This is a genomic window from Streptomyces sp. NPDC079020 (assembly GCF_044542225.1).
Lineage (GTDB): Bacteria > Actinomycetota > Actinomycetes > Streptomycetales > Streptomycetaceae > Streptomyces.
The window spans coordinates 713,197-731,927 of record NZ_JBITUB010000001.1 but is presented as its reverse complement, the minus strand read 5'-3'; the positions used below and the strand labels follow the sequence as shown (position 1 = coordinate 731,927).

The 18,731-nt window shown below is 69.9% G+C and carries 19 protein-coding genes and 2 pseudogenes; 9 read left to right on the top strand and 12 right to left on the bottom strand.

Translation table 11 applies throughout. From position 1 onward, the window contains the following. Positions 1-111 precede the first annotated feature (111 nt). Positions 112-339, top strand: a complete 228-nt coding sequence (locus ACIGJO_RS03340) for a DUF6243 family protein (protein WP_399951310.1) — start codon at positions 112-114, stop codon at positions 337-339. Between the two features lie 145 nt (positions 340-484). On the opposite strand, the gene ACIGJO_RS03335 is transcribed toward ACIGJO_RS03340, so the two are convergent. The 4 genes from ACIGJO_RS03335 to ACIGJO_RS03320 form a co-directional block, all read right to left on the bottom strand. Next, positions 485-886, bottom strand: a complete 402-nt coding sequence (locus ACIGJO_RS03335; protein WP_399951728.1) for a hypothetical protein — start codon at positions 884-886, stop codon at positions 485-487. Between the two features lie 71 nt (positions 887-957). Continuing rightward, positions 958-1,566 (bottom strand): hypothetical protein, encoded by a 609-nt coding sequence (locus ACIGJO_RS03330; protein WP_399951307.1) that lies wholly within the window; start codon positions 1,564-1,566, stop codon positions 958-960. Continuing rightward, positions 1,500-2,318, bottom strand: a complete 819-nt coding sequence (locus tag ACIGJO_RS03325) for a hypothetical protein (RefSeq protein WP_399951304.1) — start codon at positions 2,316-2,318, stop codon at positions 1,500-1,502. Before ACIGJO_RS03325 ends, ACIGJO_RS03330 begins: the two co-directional genes overlap by 67 nt. Next, positions 2,315-2,572 (bottom strand): hypothetical protein, encoded by a 258-nt coding sequence (locus ACIGJO_RS03320; RefSeq protein ID WP_399951301.1) that lies wholly within the window; start codon positions 2,570-2,572, stop codon positions 2,315-2,317. Before ACIGJO_RS03320 ends, ACIGJO_RS03325 begins: the two co-directional genes overlap by 4 nt. 106 nt (positions 2,573-2,678) lie before the next feature. Between ACIGJO_RS03320 and ACIGJO_RS03315 the strand changes: the two genes are divergently transcribed. Then, on the top strand, positions 2,679-3,518 hold the full coding sequence (locus tag ACIGJO_RS03315; RefSeq protein WP_399951298.1) for a helix-turn-helix domain-containing protein: 840 nt from the start codon (positions 2,679-2,681) through the stop codon (positions 3,516-3,518). After that, the gene (locus tag ACIGJO_RS03310; RefSeq protein ID WP_399951295.1) at positions 3,515-3,724 is read left to right on the top strand and encodes a DUF397 domain-containing protein; all 210 of its coding nucleotides are present in this window, start codon (positions 3,515-3,517) and stop codon (positions 3,722-3,724) included. Before ACIGJO_RS03315 ends, ACIGJO_RS03310 begins: the two co-directional genes overlap by 4 nt. A 295-nt stretch (positions 3,725-4,019) precedes the next feature. Here the strand turns inward: ACIGJO_RS03310 and ACIGJO_RS03305 are convergent, their stop codons facing one another. Together ACIGJO_RS03305 and ACIGJO_RS03300 are read right to left on the bottom strand one after the other, a co-directional pair. Continuing rightward, positions 4,020-4,952, bottom strand: coding sequence for a type II CAAX prenyl endopeptidase Rce1 family protein (locus tag ACIGJO_RS03305; protein WP_399951292.1), 933 nt, complete (start codon positions 4,950-4,952; stop codon positions 4,020-4,022). A 483-nt stretch (positions 4,953-5,435) separates the two neighbouring features. Then, complete coding sequence (locus tag ACIGJO_RS03300; RefSeq protein WP_399951289.1) at positions 5,436-5,966, bottom strand: AAA family ATPase; 531 nt, start codon at positions 5,964-5,966, stop codon at positions 5,436-5,438. Between the two features lie 221 nt (positions 5,967-6,187). Here ACIGJO_RS03300 and ACIGJO_RS03295 point away from each other — a divergent pair, with 221 nt between their 5' ends. The 5 genes from ACIGJO_RS03295 to ACIGJO_RS03275 all read left to right on the top strand — a co-directional run bounded on the left by ACIGJO_RS03295 (position 6,188) and on the right by ACIGJO_RS03275 (position 13,888). Further along, positions 6,188-7,045, top strand: coding sequence for a thioesterase family protein (locus ACIGJO_RS03295; RefSeq protein WP_399951287.1), 858 nt, complete (start codon positions 6,188-6,190; stop codon positions 7,043-7,045). 142 nt (positions 7,046-7,187) lie between these two features. Then, positions 7,188-8,336: a tRNA dihydrouridine synthase DusB gene (gene dusB, locus ACIGJO_RS03290; protein ID WP_399951284.1), complete on the top strand. Its 1,149-nt coding sequence runs from the start codon at positions 7,188-7,190 to the stop codon at positions 8,334-8,336. A 638-nt stretch (positions 8,337-8,974) separates the two neighbouring features. Further along, on the top strand, positions 8,975-11,686 hold the full coding sequence (gene ppdK, locus ACIGJO_RS03285) for a pyruvate, phosphate dikinase (protein ID WP_399951281.1): 2,712 nt from the start codon (positions 8,975-8,977) through the stop codon (positions 11,684-11,686). Between the two features lie 596 nt (positions 11,687-12,282). Beyond that, positions 12,283-13,317: an ArsR/SmtB family transcription factor gene (locus tag ACIGJO_RS03280; protein ID WP_399951277.1), complete on the top strand. Its 1,035-nt coding sequence runs from the start codon at positions 12,283-12,285 to the stop codon at positions 13,315-13,317. 157 nt (positions 13,318-13,474) lie between these two features. Further along, positions 13,475-13,888 carry a VOC family protein gene (locus ACIGJO_RS03275; RefSeq protein WP_399951274.1) on the top strand — a complete coding sequence of 138 codons (414 nt, stop codon included), beginning with the start codon at positions 13,475-13,477 and terminating at the stop codon, positions 13,886-13,888. Positions 13,889-13,960: 72 nt separating this feature from the next. Here ACIGJO_RS03275 and ACIGJO_RS03270 read toward each other — a convergent pair whose 3' ends face one another. The 4 genes and pseudogenes from ACIGJO_RS03270 to ACIGJO_RS03255 form a co-directional block, all read right to left on the bottom strand. After that, on the bottom strand, positions 13,961-15,124 hold the full coding sequence (locus ACIGJO_RS03270; RefSeq protein ID WP_399951271.1) for an alkaline phosphatase PhoX: 1,164 nt from the start codon (positions 15,122-15,124) through the stop codon (positions 13,961-13,963). A 91-nt stretch (positions 15,125-15,215) separates the two neighbouring features. Beyond that, complete coding sequence (gene nirD / locus ACIGJO_RS03265; RefSeq protein ID WP_399951268.1) at positions 15,216-15,617, bottom strand: nitrite reductase small subunit NirD; 402 nt, start codon at positions 15,615-15,617, stop codon at positions 15,216-15,218. Beyond that, positions 15,617-15,859, bottom strand: a pseudogene (locus tag ACIGJO_RS03260) (hypothetical protein); the annotation flags it as partial. The gene nirD and the pseudogene ACIGJO_RS03260, both read right to left, overlap by 1 nt. Then, a pseudogene (locus tag ACIGJO_RS03255) lies at positions 15,859-16,399 on the bottom strand (FAD-dependent oxidoreductase); the annotation flags it as partial. The pseudogenes ACIGJO_RS03255 and ACIGJO_RS03260, both read right to left, overlap by 1 nt. Positions 16,400-16,454: 55 nt before the next feature. Here ACIGJO_RS03255 and ACIGJO_RS03250 point away from each other — a divergent pair. After that, positions 16,455-17,246, top strand: a complete 792-nt coding sequence (locus ACIGJO_RS03250) for a sulfite exporter TauE/SafE family protein (RefSeq protein WP_399951265.1) — start codon at positions 16,455-16,457, stop codon at positions 17,244-17,246. 63 nt (positions 17,247-17,309) lie between these two features. Here the strand turns inward: ACIGJO_RS03250 and ACIGJO_RS03245 are convergent, their stop codons facing one another. Both ACIGJO_RS03245 and ACIGJO_RS03240 read right to left on the bottom strand, forming a co-directional pair. Then, a complete protein-coding gene (locus ACIGJO_RS03245) occupies positions 17,310-17,942 on the bottom strand; it encodes a class F sortase (RefSeq protein ID WP_399951262.1) in 633 nt (210 codons plus the stop codon). A 56-nt stretch (positions 17,943-17,998) separates the two neighbouring features. Further along, positions 17,999-18,619, bottom strand: a complete 621-nt coding sequence (locus ACIGJO_RS03240) for a hypothetical protein (protein WP_399951259.1) — start codon at positions 18,617-18,619, stop codon at positions 17,999-18,001. Between the last annotated feature and the right edge of the window lie 112 nt (positions 18,620-18,731).

Here is an 18,731-nt window from a genome sequence, read left to right as displayed (position 1 = left end):
GTCGTTCTTCCAGATCTACGAGTGAGAGCGCGGCGGGCACGACCTCCCGCCGCTCACCGGATCGATTCAGATCAGTTCATTCCTGACTTCTCACCATGATGGGAGAACGCCGTGGCCAAGAGCCGCAACAACCTCCTCGGCGTCGGCGGGCAGCGCAAGAAGCTGTCCCGCGCCGAACAGCAGGGCGCGGGCCCCGCACGCAATGCCGACCGCAAGACGGCCGAGGAGAAGAAGCAGGAGCTGCTGCGCAAGATGCGCGAACGCGCCGGCGCCGGCCAGGCCGACCAGTCGGACCAGCCCGCCGAGGGCCAGTCCGCGTCGTCGTCCGACGCGAGCTGACGCGCTCTCAACTCCCGTACGGGTTGCGGTAAGCAGTCCGTAACGAGTTCCCGTACGCGTCTTTTCAGGTCCGTGGGCCCGGAACACCTCAGGTGTTCCGGGCCCACGTCCGTACCCGCCGGGTGCTCCGCCGATGAGCGGGCACTCACGCCGGGTCTGCCGGGCCTCGCCTGTCCTCGACGTGGACGACGTGGAGTTCGGTGCCGTCCGTGTGGCGCTTGGAACGTCCGAAGAGTCCGACGGCGATTTCTGAATGATCTTGATGTTCATCAGGGCCGACATAGGTGAGGACGTCGGCATGGTGTCCGGTGACGACCCATCCCTCGGCGTCCGCGAGGTCGATCACGCCGAAGTCTCCTGCCGGAGATCCGGCATGTGCCTGGCCGAACTCCTTCAGGATCTCGGTGGCCTGCTCGGCCAGATCCCCACTGGGAGCTGTCAGTACGACACAAGTGCCCTGTTCGAAGAGCACCCAGGACTTGCGAGGGTCGACGAGAATCCGCTGCCAGACGTCTATCAGTATCTCGGTATCCACGGCGGTCATCATGCCGCAGAGCACTGACACAGGCTGGTGATCGACTCGGTGGTCGTGGGGTTGGGGGGTGGGTGCCGGGGTGTTTATGGGTGTTTGACGATGGTGGTGCCGCGTAGTTGGCGGACGAGGAGGTAGGCGAGCATGCCGGGGTGGCGGGGTTTGCTGTAGGGGGAGAGCTGGCCGTTGTCGGTGGTGGTCCAGCCGGTGGCGGTGCGTTGGTAGAGGGTTCCGGAGACTCCGTGGAGGTGGGGTTTGCGTACGCGGAGGAGGTGGTGTTCTCCGTGGCGGAGGAAGGGGCACTGGCGGGCGGAGATGTGGGCGTGTTCGGTGCAGAGCGGGGGCATGGTGGTGAGGGATTTCTCGGGCCAGGTGGGGGGTGAGTCCTCGTGTCGCCAGTCGATGAAGAGCCAGCCTTCTTTGTTCCGGTCGGCGGGTCGGGCGCAGATCTGGCAGAGGAGGTGTTGCATGCAGGTGCGTTGGCGGGTGGGGTGGAGGGAGTCGTACTGGACGTGTCCGGGGTCGGGGGATTCTTCGACGCGGACCCAGAGGTTGCCGTGGTTGTCGCGGTCGCCGGGGCGTGGGTCGCGGTAGGCGAGCCGGGGTCCGTTCGGGGTGAACTCGATGGTCAGGGCGGATTGCGGGGTGCCTCTGTCGGTGCTCCGTGAGGCGACGTACGGGGTGAGGAGAGGCATGGTTCCTCCTGGTGGGTGGTGGCCCGGTCCGGCTGGGCGGGGTGGGTGGTGAGGTGGATGTGGAGGCCGGTGGCGGGGTCGGTGGCGGTGAGCAGGGGGGTGTGGGGGCTGGTTTCGAGGTGGTGCAGGGCGTGGGCCTGATGGTGGTCGTGGGTGGCCCAGGTGCGGAGTGCTTCGGGGGCGTCGGTTCCGTGGAAGGTGACCGGCCGGACGTCGTGGCTCGCGTGTGTCCAGGTGGCGGTTTCGGGCGGTATGGGGTGTCCGTGTGCGTCGGCGAGGCGTAGTGCCTGGGTGCGGAGCCAGCGCAGGGCGAGGCGGCGGTTGGGTGCGGTGATCCGGCCGAGGGGGACGGGGTGTGGTGCGGTGCCGGTGGTCATGGTGATCTCGGCGATGTAGGCGGTGTCCGGGGCGGCGGTGGTGGCGGTGGCGCGTGGGCCGGGGCTGGTGGGTTGTCCGGGGCCGGGGTGGATGTGTCGGTGGAGGAGGTGGGCCGCTGCTTCGACGGCGTGTACCTCGGCGGTGTGTTCCGCGTCGCGTCGGAGGATCGCGGCGTCCAGTGCGGTGAGGAAGCGGGCCCGGTGGGCGGGGTCGGTTTCGATTCGTTGCAGTTCGGTGAACAGCGGCCGGGGCGCGGGGGGTTGAGGGGTGAGGGCTTGCGTGATCCGGCGGGCGTACTGCTGCAGGAGGAGTGCGGCGGCCCCTGCGGTGAGGGCGAGCCGGACAGGTAGGTGCGTGAAAGGCTGCCCGGTCACAGCAGCCGGCCCTCGCTGCGGGCGTTCTGCCGCGCGTTCTCGGCCCGGAGGCGCTCTATGCGGTCCACGGGACGGACGTCCTCGGGGTTCACGGTCCACTCGATACCACCACCGACCGGCCGCAAGCTCCAGCAGGGGCCGGCGATCCCACGGAACTCCCCGACGCGGTCCGCGCGGCTGGTGTCCACCACGAGAGTGCCGGGAGCGGGAACGAGGCGGGCATGTCCGCTCGGGAAACCGTCTTCTGCACACACGATCGTGCCTCTCCGTAGCTGTTCCACTACCAAGGCGGCCCAGCGTGACCTAGAGTCTGTGGCGCTTCAACTTGTTGGGCACGAACGGAAAGCTGGTGAAGGGCCTTTGAACCGCAAGGAGTTAGCCCCCGAGAGCAGCCCGGAGGCAGCCTTCGGTGCACGAATCCGCAGGCTGCGTGAGGCTCACGGATGGAAGCAGGAAGAGCTGGGCAGGCATATGGGGTACTCGGGCACGCACATCTCCGCCGTCGAAACTGGTCGCAAGCTTCCGACTCTTCGATTCTCGCGCAGTGCGGACCACGTCTTCGAAACCGGTGACACGGCCGACACATTCGAACGCCAGTGGCGTGAAATCCGGCACGGCAGCCTGCTGGAAGGCTTCCCGGAGTACGTGGGGTACGAGGGGCGGGCAGCGGAGATCCGGCTGTACGAAGTAGGCGTCCTCCCTGGTCTGCTCCAGACCCCGGAATACGCAACAGTCCTCGCCGAGAGCGCCGTCAAGCGGGGGGCGATCACCTCCGAGCAGGCACGCGAGCGGGTCTGCCTCGTCACGGAGCGGCAAGCCGCACTCGTCCGGAAGTCTGCCCCGCCGCTCGTCCTGGTGGTGCTGGACGAAAGCTGTATCCGTCGACCCGTAGGCGGATCGGCTGTTATGGACGCGCAGTTGGCGAGACTGGTGGAGTTCGCCGAGTTGCCGAACACTGTGCTCCAGGTTGCGCCGTTCGGCATGGGGGAGCGTCGCCCCTTCGACCTGCCGCTGTACATACTGACGCTCTCGGACCGCCAGCTCATGTCGTACGCGGAGTCCACTCAGCGGGGCCATCTCGAGCGGGAAAGCACTTCTGTAGTAACGCTGTTGACGGCCTACCATCAGTTGCAGGCCGAAGCGCTCTCACAAGCGGCATCCGTGGCCATGATCGAGCAGTTACGAAAGGGCACTCCGTGACGACCGAATCCCCCCGCTGGTTCAAGTCTTCATACAGCAACAATGGCGGCGCCTGCGTCGAAGTTGCCGCCAACCTCGCCGCCTCGCGCGGTGTGGTTCCCGTCCGTGACTCCAAGGATCTGAGCGGCCCCACCCTGGACTTCCCCACCGGCTCGTTCGCGTCGTTCGTGGCGGGCGTGAAGGCCGGAGTGTTCGGCGCTGTCTGAACCCCCGGTTCTTCGCCGAGCCGGACAGGCCCCATCGTGCGTTCGCATGGTGGGGCTTCGTAACGAGGCCTGACTCCGCGTTCGAAGAGCCCAGCCCGATGACTTGACCCGATGGAAACTGAGCCTTCCCCTGGACGGGTGCGGTGCGTGGGGCGTACGACAACCGGTTCACGCACTGTGGATGAGCACCTGGCCGTGGACCCTCAGCCGTACCGCCTTGCCCGGGCCTTGGTGGCTCGGCCCGCGGTCGGCCCCGCGGAACGCGGGCCCGCGGTCGGCCCCGCGGAACGCGTACTCATAGTTTGCGGATCGATACGGGGTGAGGGACGGTTCGGGCCGTGTAGAAGGATGGCTGGAGTCGGCCGGTCAGCGCCAAGAAGGCGACGAACGCGCCGGTGACGATCCAGCCGGGCCATCCGGCCATGCTCATGTGCAGGGGATCCAGTGCTGCCGTGGAATCGGCGAACTCCGTGACCATGGCAACACTCACCGAACTCACGAACGCATGCCCGATGACGGCGGGTACGACCGAGCCGGAGCGCAGACGGAGCCACGTGAAGACCGGCAGGATGAGGAGGCAACTCACCAGCATGGCGGGCACCGACACATACCAGGGCCGACCTGGGTACTGACCGCCCATCAGCAGCGTGGGCAGGTGCCACAGGGCGAAGGCCGCGCCGGTGATGGCGTACGCCCGTATCAGGCTCCGGCGGTCACCGTCCCGTGCGAGGCGCGGAAAAAGGTAGCCCTGCCAGCCCAGTTCCTCGCCGAAGAACAGCGGAAGCGACACCAGCATGTTCAGCACCGCTGCGGCCGCCCACGAGCCGAGCCCGTTCCAGTGCACTCCACCGAACGTGTAGCGGCCGGCGAAGGTGCCGATGACAAGAGCAGCCGCGGTGAGGCCGGCGGGCACGACGAAAGCCATCAGGCACGCCCGTGCAGCACGCCCCCAGGGCTTCGTCCAGCGCAGGGCGAGCGTGTCCCGCACCCGGCCGCTGCGCTCGACCCAGCGGACGACGAGGATTGCGGCGAGGGCAGGGGACAACATCGCGGCCGCGATACACACCTGCTCCAGTGCACCGGTCTCCTCGCGTGCGTCACCGCGCTGGTAACCGCCGGCCAGGAGTGGTGACATGGCCGCCCACATGCCGAGGTAAGCGATACCGAGGAAGACGAACAGACCACGTCGCCGGTTGACGAGCGGTAAGTGCCTGGTGGAAAGCGTCATGACGTGAACCTACGGATCGGCGCAGCAGCGCGGAATTCAGCTGGAGCCCCTATCGACAGTGGAGCTGACTCCCCTTTCCGCAGGGAGACCGCTCCACCCATCGAGGACAGTCAGCGGTTGACTTCGAGGTTCGTCAGGACCGGCAGAGCGCACAAGAGGCGGGTGGCACGAGCGGGTTCGGTGCGGAGTCCGGTGAGGATCCGCCGGTTCTTGAGGTGGGCGAAGCCGTGTTCGACCGGTGCGCGTCCGAGGGCGAGGACTCGGGTGGCGGTCTTCCGGCCGGGCGTGAGCTTGTGGGTGCGGCCGGGCGGAAGCCGGTGACGATCACGGGGTCGAGTACATCGTTCGTGGTCCAGCGAGCAAGGACCTGCGAACCGACCGCTGACGGGTGATCTACTCCTCGGACCGCCGCCCATGACCAGCGCGAGTCCCCCCCCCCCCCCCCCCCGAGAACCGGTCACGCCAGCCCTTCGGCCGACGACTTCACGTGCGCGGAGGCTCACCGCGCAGTGGCTGTGACGGGCGCTCCCCGCGCGTCGTCCATGACAGGGGCGGATCGAACAGGTCCAGTTCGGCGGGTGTCGGGGCCTCGAACTGGCTCCAGCACTCTCCGAGCAGCTCGGTCGTCAGCACGACCGAGCCCGGTTCCCGGTTCCGGAGGGCGATGCGCCGCTCCAGTTCCGCCATCGGCACCTTGAGGTAGCGCAGTTCGACCCCGGCCCCGAGCGCGCGGGCCCGGAGCCGCTTCTCGTCGCGTTCCGGACGCTGCCAGAAGCCGTTCTCCAAGATCACAACGGCTCCGGAAGCCAGCAGATCCTGGGCGTGCTGCCACAGGCGACGCTCGACGCGGTCCCGGGCCTCACTGTCGAAGAGGCTGAAGCCCAGCTCCGTGAGCCATTCGTCCGGGCACAGGCGCACGGCGCACAGTTCGCGCTCCAGCTTCTTGGCCACCGTGGTCTTCCCGGCACCGGGAAGACCGCACAGCAGCACCAGTCTTGATCGCCGGCCGTCCATGATCGCCTGCCCTTCATCGAGCCTGTGCGGAGATCATCGCTCCTGTTGGTGGTGAAGGTGAAGCGAGTTTCCCGGGACTGTCGCGGGACACACCCCTCAAGATCTGCAGCGTTCGGCCGCAACACCTCCTCCGCCCTTGCGGGCTGACCTTCCCGGCCGTCCGCGGCACCGGCTGTGCGTCACATCACGGTGACTGGTGAGTCCGGTGCTCCGTACGATGCATGCAGGGTGCAGCTACCCGGTGCGGCACCGCCCTGCTCAAGGAGACCGACCCCGTGACCGCAGGCCCGGCCGATCGTGCGAGCTACTACGAGCGCACGGGTGCACACTCCTACAAACCCACCGCTCACGCGGGGGGTGCGTGGCGTACCGACGAGCAGCACTTCAGTCCGCTGGCGGGGCTGGTCGTGCACGCTGTCGAACAGCACCTCGCGACGCGACCGGAGCAGCTCGTACTCGCGAGGATCAGCTACGACATCCTGGGCCGCATCGCCCTCGACGAGTGCGAGATCTCGGTGGAGGCCCTTCGCCCCGGCCGGACCATCGAACTCCTCGAAGCGACCGTGTCCATCGGCGGCCGCATGGTCGTCCGGGCGCGGGCCTGGCTTCTGGCGTCCCTGGACACCTCTGCCGTCGCGGACAGCCCTCACGAGCGGCTTCCCGCCCCCGAGGACCTCGCCCCCTGGGTGATGAGCGACCAGTGGGACGGAGGCTATGTCTCGTCCATCGACGTCCGTCGCATGCCGCCCTCCCGCACGGGGCGTACGGCGGCGTGGGTGTCCTCGCCCCTCGGCCTGGTCGCGGGCGAGGAGAGCAGCGCCCTCGCTTCGTACGTCGCGCTCGTGGACACCGCGAACGGCATCGCCGTCCAGCAGGACCCTTCCTCGTGGATGTTCCCGAACCTCGACCTCACGATCCATCTGCACCGACAGCCGGCCGGACCGTGGACCGGACTGGACACCACGGTCACGTTCGGCCCCTCGGGCCAGGGCCTCACCAGCAGCGTCCTGCACGACCTCGACGGGCCGGTCGGCCACGCGGAACAGATCCTCACCGTCCGCTCACTGGCCGGCGGGTGACCCGTGGCCCGCTCGCCGGGCGGGGCCGGCCGAACCGCTGACGGACCTCCCTTCCGCCGGGCGGACAGCCGCCGCGAGTCCCGGCGCTCCTGTGGGCCGACGCCGGGCACAGCGGTTTCCCCCGGTACGGGACAATGGGGGAATGACCACGCTCGCCCCCTCGCTCCCGCAGCTCCGTATCGGCCCGCACACCGTGCAGCCGCCGGTGGTGCTCGCCCCCATGGCCGGTATCACCAATGCCCCGTTCCGGACCCTGTGCCGGGAGTTCTCCGGGGGCAAGGGGCTGTTCGTCAGCGAGATGATCACGACGCGGGCACTGGTCGAGCGCAACGAGAAGACCATGCAGCTGATCCACTTCGACGCGAGCGAGACCCCGCGCTCCATCCAGCTGTACGGAGTGGATCCGGTCACCGTCGGCAAGGCGGTCCGGATGATCGTCGAGGAGAACCTGGCCGATCACATCGACCTGAACTTCGGCTGCCCCGTCCCCAAGGTCACCCGCAAGGGCGGCGGCTCCGCGCTCCCCTACAAGCGGCCCCTGCTGCGGGCCATCCTGAACCAGGCCGTCTCCAACGCGGGCGAGCTGCCGGTCACCATCAAGATGCGCAAGGGCATCGACGACGACCACATCACCTACCTCGACGCGGGCCGCATCGCCGTCGAGGAGGGCGTCACGGCCGTCGCCCTGCACGGCAGGACCGCGGCCCAGCACTACGGCGGCACCGCCGACTGGGACGCCATCGCCCGGCTCAAGGAACACGTCCCGGAGATCCCCGTCCTCGGCAACGGCGACATCTGGTGCGCCGACGACGCGCGCCGGATGATGCGCGAGACGGGCTGCGACGGCGTCGTCGTCGGCCGCGGCTGCCTGGGGCGGCCCTGGCTCTTCGGCGACCTGGTGAGCGCCTTCGAGGGCACCGAGACGCGGCAGGCGCCGGACCTGCGCCAGGTCGCGGACGTCATGCTGCGCCACGCGACGCTGCTGGGCGAGTGGATCGGTGACGAGACCCGTGGCGTGATCGACTTCCGCAAGCACGTGGCCTGGTACCTCAAGGGCTTCGCGGTCGGTTCCGAGATGCGCAAGAAGCTGGCGATCACCTCCTCGCTGGAGGAGCTGGGCGGCCAGCTGGGCGAACTGGACCTGGACCAGCCGTGGCCGGACGGCGCGGACGGGCCGCGCGGGCGTACGTCGGGCAACAACCGGGTCGTCCTGCCGGACGGCTGGCTCAAGGACCCCTACGACTGCGCGGGCGTGAGCGCCGACGCGGAGCTGGACACCTCGGGCGGCTGAGCCCGTCCCGGGCCGGTACGGCCGTCGAGCGCCTCCGGAGCTTCGGAGCCGTCTCGGACCGCAGTCATGAAGGGCAGGAAGCAGGCACCCGGTGCCTGCTTCCTGCCCTTGCTCGTTTGAGCGGCAAATTCGGCAAGGTTCGACAGGGTTCGGCGGAAAAACGTCGACGACGTGCCCTCAAGGGTCATCTTGAGGCCGGTGCCCCCGGGCATTTATCGCTCTCGGTGATTCGTGAGTGACCCACTGGCATCTCCGAGGCGTCCAGATGGTGACATCTGAGCATCGCCTGTAGCGTGATTCGCGCCACTCCTGAGGGAGTGTTGGCTCAGATGAGCGCTCAATGAGGGGGTGTATTTCTCAAATGGTGGCACTGGGTGCCAGGAGGCTTTGTTTTGATCGATCGACGACTTCATTACGTACTGTCGATGGATCGGGCGAAAATGCGAGCTGTCCGTGTCTTTTCATTCAAGAAGTGAAGGCAGTCGCCGGATCGGCGGAAGACCGTCGTCACTTTCGATCTGCTGGCGGACGGGTGGTTGAGGCCGCATGACGCGCAAGTGGACGTACCCAGACACCTTCGATCTGGGTATGTTCCTCGCCGTCAGGGCAGCCACCGCGTCCTCGAGGAGTCGAGACCCGTGTCGGAAAACAAAGATCCCCAGAAGTTCGTCTACGACTTCACCGAGGGCAACAAGGATCTGAAAGACCTTCTGGGCGGCAAGGGTGCGAACCTCGCCGAGATGACCAACCTCGGGCTGCCCGTCCCTCCGGGCTTCACGATCACCACCGAGGCCTGCAAGGTCTACCTCGACAGCGGTGAGGCGCCCACGGCGCTGCGCGACGAGGTGAGCGCGCACCTGGCCGCGCTCGAAGCGCGGATGGGCAAGCGGCTCGGCCAGGCCGACGACCCGCTCCTGGTGTCCGTCCGCTCCGGTGCCAAGTTCTCGATGCCGGGCATGATGGACACGGTCCTCAACATCGGCCTCTCCGACGCCTCCGTCGTCGGTCTCGCCGCCCAGGCCGGCGACGAGCGCTTCGCGTGGGACTCCTACCGCCGTCTCATCCAGATGTTCGGCAAGACCGTCCTCGGGGTCGACGGAGACCTCTTCGAGGAGGCTCTGGAGCAGGCGAAGGCGGCCAAGAAGGTCAGCGTCGACACGGACCTCGCCGCGGCCGACCTGAAGAAGCTGGTCGCGAAGTTCAAGAAGATCGTCGGCGCGGAGGCGGGACGCGACTTCCCGCAGGACCCGCGCGAGCAGATGGACCTCGCCATAAACGCGGTCTTCGATTCGTGGAACACCGACCGCGCCAAGCTCTACCGCCGCCAGGAGCGCATCCCCGGCGACCTCGGCACGGCCGTCAACGTCTGCTCGATGGTCTTCGGCAACCTCGGTCCCGACTCCGGTACGGGCGTCGCCTTCACCCGCGACCCGGCCAGCGGCCACCAGGGCGTCTACGGCGACTACCTCCAGAACGCGCAGGGCGAGGACGTCGTCGCCGGTATCCGCAACACGGTGCCGCTCGCCGAGCTGGAGTCGATCGACAAGAAGTCGTACGACCAGCTGATGCAGATCATGGAGAAGCTGGAGACCCACTACAAGGATCTCTGCGACATCGAGTTCACCATCGAGCGCGGTCAGCTCTGGATGCTCCAGACCCGGGTCGGCAAGCGCACCGCCGGTGCCGCCTTCCGGATCGCCACCCAGCTCGTCGACCAGGGCCTGATCGACGAGGCCGAGGCCCTCCAGCGGGTCAACGGGGCGCAGCTCGCCCAGCTGATGTTCCCGCGCTTCGACGACGAGGCCGTCACCGAGCTGCTCGGCCGCGGCATCGCGGCCTCCCCGGGCGCCGCGGTCGGCAAGGCGGTCTTCGACTCGTACACCGCCGTCAAGTGGTCCCGGTCCGGCGAGAAGGTCATCCTCATCCGCCGTGAGACCAACCCGGACGACCTCGACGGGATGATCGCCGCCGAGGGCATCCTGACCTCGCGCGGCGGCAAGACCTCGCATGCGGCCGTCGTCGCCCGCGGCATGGGCAAGACCTGTGTCTGCGGCGCCGAGGACCTGGAGGTCGACACCAAGCGGCGCCGGATGACGGTGGGCGGCCGGGTGATCGAGGAGGGCGACGTCGTCTCGATCGACGGCTCCACCGGCAAGGTGTACCTCGGTGAGGTACCCGTCGTGCCGTCCCCGGTCGTCGAGTACTTCGAGGGCCGGATGCACGCGGGCGCCGACGACGCCGACGAGCTGGTCGCCGCCGTGCACCGGATCATGGCGTACGCGGACCGGGTGCGCCGGCTGCGCGTACGGGCCAACGCGGACAACGCCGAGGACGCCCTGCGCGCCCGTCGCTTCGGTGCCCAGGGCATCGGCCTGTGCCGCACCGAGCACATGTTCCTCGGTGAGCGCCGCGAGATGGTCGAGAAGCTGATCCTCGCGGACACCGACGCCGAGCGCGAGGCCGCGCTGTCCGCCCTGCTGCCCCTGCAGAAGGCCGACTTCATCGAGCTGTTCGAGTCGATGGACGGGCTGCCCGTCACCGTCCGGCTGCTCGACCCGCCGCTGCACGAGTTCCTGCCCGACATCACCGAGCTGTCGGTGCGGGTCGCGCTCGCCGAATCCCGCAAGGACGCCAACGAGAACGATCTGCGCCTGCTCCAGGCGGTGCACAAGCTGCACGAGCAGAACCCGATGCTGGGGCTGCGCGGCGTACGTCTGGGCCTGGTCATCCCCGGGCTGTTCGCGATGCAGGTGCGCGCCATCGCCGAGGCGGCCGCCCAGCGCAAGAACGCCAAGGGCGACCCGCGCGCCGAGATCATGATCCCGCTCGTCGGCACGGTCCAGGAGCTGGAGATCGTCCGCGAGGAGGCCGACCGGGTCATCGTGGAGGTCCAGGCCGCCACCGGGACCGATCTGAAGCTGACCATCGGCACGATGATCGAGCTGCCGCGTGCCGCGCTGACGGCGGGCCAGATCGCCGAGGCCGCCCAGTTCTTCTCCTTCGGCACGAACGACCTGACCCAGACGGTGTGGGGCTTCTCCCGCGACGACGTCGAGGCCTCGTTCTTCACCGCGTACCTGGAGAAGGGCATCTTCGGGGTGTCGCCGTTCGAGACGATCGACAAGGACGGTGTCGGCGCCCTGGTACGCAGCGCCGTCGCGGCGGGCCGGGCGACCCGCCCCGACCTCAAGCTCGGTGTCTGCGGTGAGCACGGCGGGGACCCGGAGTCGGTGCACTTCTTCCACGAGGTGGGCCTGGACTACGTCTCCTGCTCGCCGTTCCGTATTCCGGTGGCACGCCTGGAGGCGGGCCGGGCCGCCGCGCAGTCGAAGGGCAGCGACAGCCGCTGAGACGGCACCGGGGCCGCCTCGTACGCCGAGGGCGCCCCGGACACTGGCGGCCGCCGCGGACACCACCGTCGGCCGTCACCGACGACCACCACCCAGAAGCGGCGGCACCCTGTGCGGGGGTGCCGCCGCTCGCATTTATGCATCGCGCGCATAAATGCGGGGCGTGCGCCCCGTAGACGCATGTCGCGCGGGCACATGCCGTGTGGAGATGTGCCGTTGGGAGTTGTGCGGTGATGTGCGATGCGGCGCTCAATCCGCCCCCACCCGATCCCATTGCTCCGTTTGGTAAGCAAAGAAAAGAGAGGCCGGGGACCGGGGTGCGGCCCATGGATCCCCACCCATGGGCCGCACCCGGCTTACCCCCGCCGGGCACGGAGCCGCACCGTCGCCGACCGCCGCCGAACACACAAAGCCCCCCACGGCCTTCACGTGTTCATCCGGTGGCGCCGGATTCGTACCCGACGACGTACAGCCTTTCGGGTGAAGCGGAACGGGGCGAGGCGTTTCAACTGTGGCCGAAACCCCGTGGTGACCTCGTGTGACTGCCCGCATACCCTTTGGAGGGGGCGATTGCGGTTGCAAGGGGTGGGAGAGCGGTGCTGCGTATCCATGTGTCGGGGGCGGACCTTTCGAAGGTGAGGATGGCCACCAGGCCGGACGCATTATGGGAAACCATTCTCAGTTTCCATCGATTGAGAGACCGGCGTGCTTCCATGGTGTTCGGGAAATGGCGAACGGAAACCCGGGCGCGGTTGAATGGTGAAGTACATATGCTGGCGGCGGTGGTCCCACCGCGAGGCTATTTCCCGGATTTCCTCACGCCTTCCCGGGAAGGTGCGGAGCCATTCGGCCTGGATGCCGGAATAGAAGCCCTGCGCGACACCCCCGTCGACCGGATCCGTCATGAACTGGGCCTGCTGACGGCCGGGCGGGTGCGGGGCGGGCATCCGCCGTGCGGGCGGGGCCTGTCCCCGGCGGGGCGCTCGCCGGACGCTCTGCTGGAGGCCCTCTCCGCGGGCCGCACGGAACCGCTCGGCCGCCTCATAGGCGCCCTGCGCAGCTACCACCGCGCCGCCGTCGAGCCGTACTGGCCGCACATCCGGGCGAGCGTCGAGGCCGACCGGGCGGTCCGCGGACGGGCCCTGCTCGACGGGGGCACGGACGGGCTGCTGGCCACCCTGCCGCCCATGATCCGGTGGCGCTCACCCGTGCTGGAGGCGGACTACCCCGTCGACCGCGAGGTGCATCTGAACGGACGGGGGCTGCTCCTCCAGCCGTCGTTCTTCTGCCGGGGCACCCCGGTCGTCTACCGCGACCCCGGGCTCCCGCCCGTGCTGGTCTACCCCGTGACCCACCACGGCGCACCGGTCTTCGCCGAGCCGGGCCCATGGCTCGGCCGGCTCGTCGGGCACACCCGTTCCGCCGTCCTCCAGGCCATCGGCAACGGCTGCACGACGAGCGAACTGGCCCGCAGGGCGGGGGTGTCCATCGCGTCGGCGAGCCAGCACGCCTCCGTGCTGCGCGAGGCGGGTCTGGTCCTCACCCTGCGGCGCGGCACCTCGGTCATGCACACGCTCACCCCGCTGGGCGGCTCGCTGCTCAGGGGCGGTGCCCCGCTCGCCCTTCCCTGAGCCGGGCGGGGATCTTCCCGCCGCCGGGCGACGAGTTCCGCGCGGACGTAACGTGGGGCACGTCATGGCGTGACAAAACACCGCAATGAGCGCACTGTGCCACGGCGATACGGCGATACGGCGGCACGGCGCCACCGAGACGAAAAGCGAGACAGCCATGCCTCAGATGATCTTCGTGAACCTGCCGGTGAAGGACCTGGAGGCGTCGAAGAACTTCTTCGGGAAGCTCGGCTACGGCTTCAACCCGCAGTTCAGCGACGAAACAGCGGCCTGCCTGATCATCAGCGACACGATCTTCTTCATGCTCATCACCGAGTCGCGCTTCAAGGAGTTCACCAAGAAGGAAATCGCCGACGCGGAGAAGACGACGGAGGCCATCCTCTGCCTGAGCGCCGACAGCCGCGCCAAGGTCGACGAGATGGCCGACGCCGCGCTCGCGTCCGGTGGATTCCCCGCCAACGCCCCCATGGACGAGGGCTTCATGTACAGCCGCTCCTTCGAGGACCCCGACCGCCACCTCTGGGAAGTGATGTGGATGGACCCGGCGGCCGTCGAAGGCGGCCAGGCCTGACCCGGCGGGCCCGGCAGCCCGGGCCCGACCCGGCGGGCCCGGCGCCACGCACGGGGCCCGCCGTCCGCCGCGTCAGCCGCGGAACGGGCCCTTCACCTCGTACGTGATGCCCCCGGACGAACTCCCGCTGGTACCGCGCTGCGAGGAGAAGTAGAGCCGGGTGCCGTCCGGGGAGAAGGCGGGACCGGTGATCTCGGAGCCGGACTGTCCGGTGATCCGCAGGAACGGGGCGACGGTGCCGTCCGGGGTGATCAGACAGATCTCCATGTTGCCGCCGTCCTCCGCCACATAGAGGTCGCCGGAGGACGACCGGGTGACGTTGTCGACGCCGGTCAGCGGGGCGCCGCCGGACACCAGGGAGTCGTCGTAGGCGAGCGAGAGGGACGAGGCGTCGGCGTCGTACGCCCACACCCGGTTGTCGCCCTTGGTGGTGAACCAGCAGGTGCCCGCCGCGTAGAAGCAGCCCTCGCCGCCGTTGAAGACCTTGGCGCCGGAGACCTGGTAGCGGGTCTGGGTGGGGGATCCGTCCGGGTCGGGCACGGTCTGCCAGGTCACCGGGCCCGAGGTGCCGGTGCCCGCCACCAGCACCTGGAGGGTGCCGCTGGCGAGGTCGCCCCAGGTGGTGGGGCGGAAGCGGTAGAAGCGCCCGTCGGACTCGTCCTCGGTGAGGTAGACGTAGCCGTGGTCCGGGTCGGACGCCGCCGCCTCGTGCTTGAAGCGGCCCAGCGCGGGCCGGCGCACGGCCGCGTCCACGCCCCAGGGGTCGGTCTCGTGGACGTGGCCCCGGGTCACCTCCTCGCAGGACAGCCAGGTGTTCCACGGGGTCTTCCCGCCCGCGCAGTTGTTGTCGGTGCCGGACAGGATCCGGTACGCGGAGGTGACGTTGCCCGAGGAGTCGAAGCGCACGGCGCTCGCGCCGCCGCCGCTGCCCGAGGACACCTCGGCGTTGGAGACATAGATCCAGCCGGTGCCGTCGGCGTACGTCGCCCCGCCGTCGGGCGCGCTGTGCCAGGCGTACGAACTGCCGCTCACGGTCCGGCCCGAGCGGGCGATGATCCGGCTGCTGAAGCCGCTCGGCAGCTGGATGCCGTTGCCGTTGGCCGCCTGCAGCGCGCCGTACGGGCCGGTGCCCGGCTGGGCGGGGTCGGCGAGGGCGGCGCCCCGCCACAGGGTGCCGCCGAAGGCCGCCGCCGAGGTGCCGATCACGGCTGTGCGCAAGAAGGTCCGACGTTCCACGATCACTCCACGAATGTCGTGAGGGCCCGCCGGTCCGGTCGGCCCGGCGAGTCGCGCGTCAGGACAGTAGAGTGATCAAGTTGACGGTGCGTCAATAACCGGTGAACGGCTCGCGGATGAGGTTCGTCCGTTCGGGCGCCACGCGCACCCCGAAGACCGGTACGCGCACCTCGTCGTCGTCCAGGCAGGCACCCGTGGCCAGATCGAAACGCTGCTTGAGCAGCGGCGAGGCGACGAACGGCCGGCCCCCGGCCGAGCCGAGCAGACCGCGCGAGAGGACGTACGCCCCGGTGAACGGGTCCCGGTTGCCGATCGCGTACGTCCGGCCCGCCCGGTCCATGAACAGCGCGGCCTGTCCCCCGTCCGGGAGAAGGGCGGCGACCCCGCGCCCCGGCGTCAGCAGCGCGCGCTCGCAGACCGTGAACCAGCCGGTCCCCTCCGCGAGCTGGATCACGCGGGTGTCCCGCGCCGTCCCCGTGGTCCGGTCCGTCATCAGGAGGCGCTCCCTTCGAGCGTGCGGACGGCGAGCACCGGTCCCGCGAGGATGTCCAGGTCGGGCCTGATCTGGTCGCGCTCCGGGACGAACCGCACCGAGGGATCGGGGGCGCCGGGGGCGTTGACGAAGGTGACGAAGCGGCGCAGCCGCTCCGGATCGCCGATGGTCTCGGCCCACTCGTCGCGGTAGCCGGCGACATGGCCGGCCATCAGCCGCTCCAGTTCCCCGCACAGCCCCAACCCCGCACGACGACCGTGCGGTACGCGCCCCGGGCGGCGTCGGCGAGCCGGATCACGTCGTCCCCCGGCGACGGCCGTGAATCGCCGAACGCGGCCAGGCCGAGCCCGCCCGGCGGGGGTGCGGCCGCGCTCGCGGGGGATGCCGTGGGGGACGTGGCGGGGGAGCGCAGGGTCAGGCGGGTCAGGGCCCGGGTTCCGGTGTAGCGCGCGGACCGCCCGGCCAGCACCTCGGCGAGCACGTCCGCCTGCTCCAGGGCCGGACCCGCCAGCCCGTACACGGTGGAGCGGTGCTCGGCACAGCCGCCGACCGCGTGGATGTACGGGTCGGAGGTGCGCAGTTCGTCGTCCACGAGGACGCCCGCGCCGACATCGAGGCCGGCGGCCCGCGCCAGCCCGGTCCCGGGGGCGGACCCCGCAGGCCAGCACCGTGAGCTCGGCCGCCAGTTCGTGGCCGTCGGCGAGCCGCACGGCCCGCACCGCACCGTCGGCGGTGCGCAGGGCGCGTACCCGGCACTCGGTGTGCACCTCGACGCCGAGCGAGGGGGCCGCCGGGGCGGCACGAGGGGGTGGAGGGGCGTCGCTTAGTGTCGGGTACATGCCCGAGATCACACTGACCACCCTGGTACTCCTCTGCCTCGCCGCCGCCGCGGCGGGCTGGATCGACGCGGTGGTCGGCGGCGGCGGGCTGCTGCTCCTGCCCGCGCTGCTGCTGGGTCTGCCGCACGTCCCGGCCGCCCATGTCCTCGGCACCAACAAGGCGGTCGCGATCGTCGGCACCTCGGGCGCCGCCGTGACCTATCTGCGCAGGGCGCCGGTCCCGGTGGGCACGGCCCTCCGGGTCGGGCTGATGGCGCTCGCCGGATCGATGACCGGGGCGTTCTTCGCCGCCGGGATCAGCAGCGAGGTGCTGCGGCCGGTGATCATGGTGGTGCTGCTCGGGGTCGCCGCGTTCGTGATGCTGCGGCCGTCGTTCGGCACCGCGGCCGGGGGCGACGGTACGGGCAAGCGGGTGACCCGGGCCCGTACGGTCACCGCGATCGTGCTGGTCGGCGGCGGCATCGGCTTCTACGACGGACTGTTCGGGCCGGGCACGGGCACCTTCCTGGTGCTGGCGCTGACCGCGGTGCTCCACCTGGACCTGGTGGCCGCCTCCGGCACCGCAAAGATCGTCAATGTCTGCACCAACGCCGGGGCGCTGGCGATGTTCGCGTACCAGGGCACCGTGCTGTGGCAGTTGGCCGCCGTGATGGCCGTGTTCAATCTGGCGGGCGGCATGATCGGGGCCCGCATGGCCCTGCGCAAGGGCAGCGACTTCGTCCGCGGGGTGCTGCTGGTCGTGGTGTTCTCGCTGGTCGCCAAGCTGGGATTCGACCAGTGGACGGCGTGATCCCCTTCGGTGCGCCGGCGCCCGGCCGGTGCGCCCGTGCCCGCAGACTCGGCGCGCCCGCGCTCAGCGCACCTCGGTGAGGTGGGCGTACGCGACCACGTTGCCCTGGTAGCCGGTCTCCTTCGAGAAGCCGCCGCCGCAGGTGATCAGCCGCAGTGAGGCGTGCGGCGAGTCGCCGTACACCCGCTGGTCGGGGAAGTCCTCGCTCTCGTACACCTCGATCGCGTCGATCGAGAAGACGGCCGTGCGTCCGTCCTCGCGGAGGATCTCGACCGCGGTGCCCTTCTTCAGCGCGCCCAGCGCGTAGAAGACGGAGGGCCCCCGCGCGTTGTCCACGTGCCCGGCGACGATGGAGGTTCCCCTGGCGCCGGGCGGGACGCCGTCCTCGTACCAGCCGGCGATATTGCGGTTGCCGTCCGGCGGTACGTCGAGGCTGCCGTCGGCGCCCAGCCCGAGCCGCATCATCGGCGCGTCCACGTCGATCTCCGGGATGCGGATCCGGACCGGCGCGGAGGGCCGCAGCGGTGCGGCGACGGGGGAGCCGGGCTGGAGCTGCGGCCCGGCGGCGAAGGCCTGGGCGGTGGACGGCTGGGGCGGTACCACCTGGGTGCCGGAGCCGTTCTGGACGAGCCAGATGCCGCTCAGTACGGCGATGCCCACCAGCCAGCCCCTGGCCTTCTGCGCCTTCTCGGACACGTCGTCGTCCTTGGTCGTGGCCTGCCGTTGCGGAGGGGTGGGGCCCCGCCCCCGTGTCAGCCGCCCTGGCTGCCGTCGGGGCGGCGGCGCATCAGCCACACCCCGCCGACGGCTGCCGCGGCGAGCACGCCGACGCCCGCCGTGATCTGCGTGGTGTCGGGACCGACGCTGCCGCCGACGCCGGTCCTCACGTGCCCGGAGGGCCGCTCGTACTCGGGCTTCTCCTCCGGCCGGGTCTCCGGCGGGGTCTCCGGCCGGGTCTCCGGCGGGGTCTCCGGCCGGGTCTCCGGCGGGGTGGTGTGCTTCCCGCCCGCGATCACCTCGAAGTCGCCGGTGGCCTCCTTGCCGTTGTCGCAGGAGACCGCGATGTCGTACGTGCCGGGCTCGGTGTCGTGCGGGACCGTGAACTCGCCCACCGCGGACTCCTTGTGGGTGCCGGGGCGCATCTCGAAGTCACCGGCCTCCAGGGAGTTCGCGTCGCCGATGCCCGACCCCTTGGGGCCGCACGCGGTGGTGCTCACGGTGACCGTGGCGCCCGGTGCGGCGGATGCCGGGGTGATCTCCAGCAGGCCGAGGTCACCCGCGTACGCGGACGGGGCGGCGACGGTGAGGCCGAGCGCCATGACGGTGAGTGCGGCGGTGGCGGTGCCTGTCACGAGGCGGGCAGGACTGCGCATGGGAATTCCTCCGGGCAGACGGGCGCGAGCGGGTGTGTCCTGCCTCCGACCTAACGGGTGGCCCGCCGCCCATGCCTTCTGACGCCCACTCAGCTTTCACCCGTACGGCCCG

Coding starts and splice junctions, on each gene's coding strand:
- ACIGJO_RS03250 (WP_399951265.1), top strand. CDS start 16,455: ATGCCCGAGATCACACTGACCACCCTGGTACTCCTCTGCCTCGCCGCC.
- nirD (WP_399951268.1), bottom strand. CDS start 15,617: ATGACGGACCGGACCACGGGGACGGCGCGGGACACCCGCGTGATCCAG.
- ACIGJO_RS03330 (WP_399951307.1), bottom strand. CDS start 1,566: ATGCCTCTCCTCACCCCGTACGTCGCCTCACGGAGCACCGACAGAGGC.
- ACIGJO_RS03295 (WP_399951287.1), top strand. CDS start 6,188: ATGCAGGGTGCAGCTACCCGGTGCGGCACCGCCCTGCTCAAGGAGACC.
- ACIGJO_RS03240 (WP_399951259.1), bottom strand. CDS start 18,619: ATGCGCAGTCCTGCCCGCCTCGTGACAGGCACCGCCACCGCCGCACTC.
- ACIGJO_RS03335 (WP_399951728.1), bottom strand. CDS start 886: ATGATGACCGCCGTGGATACCGAGATACTGATAGACGTCTGGCAGCGG.
- dusB (WP_399951284.1), top strand. CDS start 7,188: ATGACCACGCTCGCCCCCTCGCTCCCGCAGCTCCGTATCGGCCCGCAC.
- ACIGJO_RS03300 (WP_399951289.1), bottom strand. CDS start 5,966: ATGGACGGCCGGCGATCAAGACTGGTGCTGCTGTGCGGTCTTCCCGGT.
- ACIGJO_RS03275 (WP_399951274.1), top strand. CDS start 13,475: ATGCCTCAGATGATCTTCGTGAACCTGCCGGTGAAGGACCTGGAGGCG.
- ACIGJO_RS03305 (WP_399951292.1), bottom strand. CDS start 4,952: ATGACGCTTTCCACCAGGCACTTACCGCTCGTCAACCGGCGACGTGGT.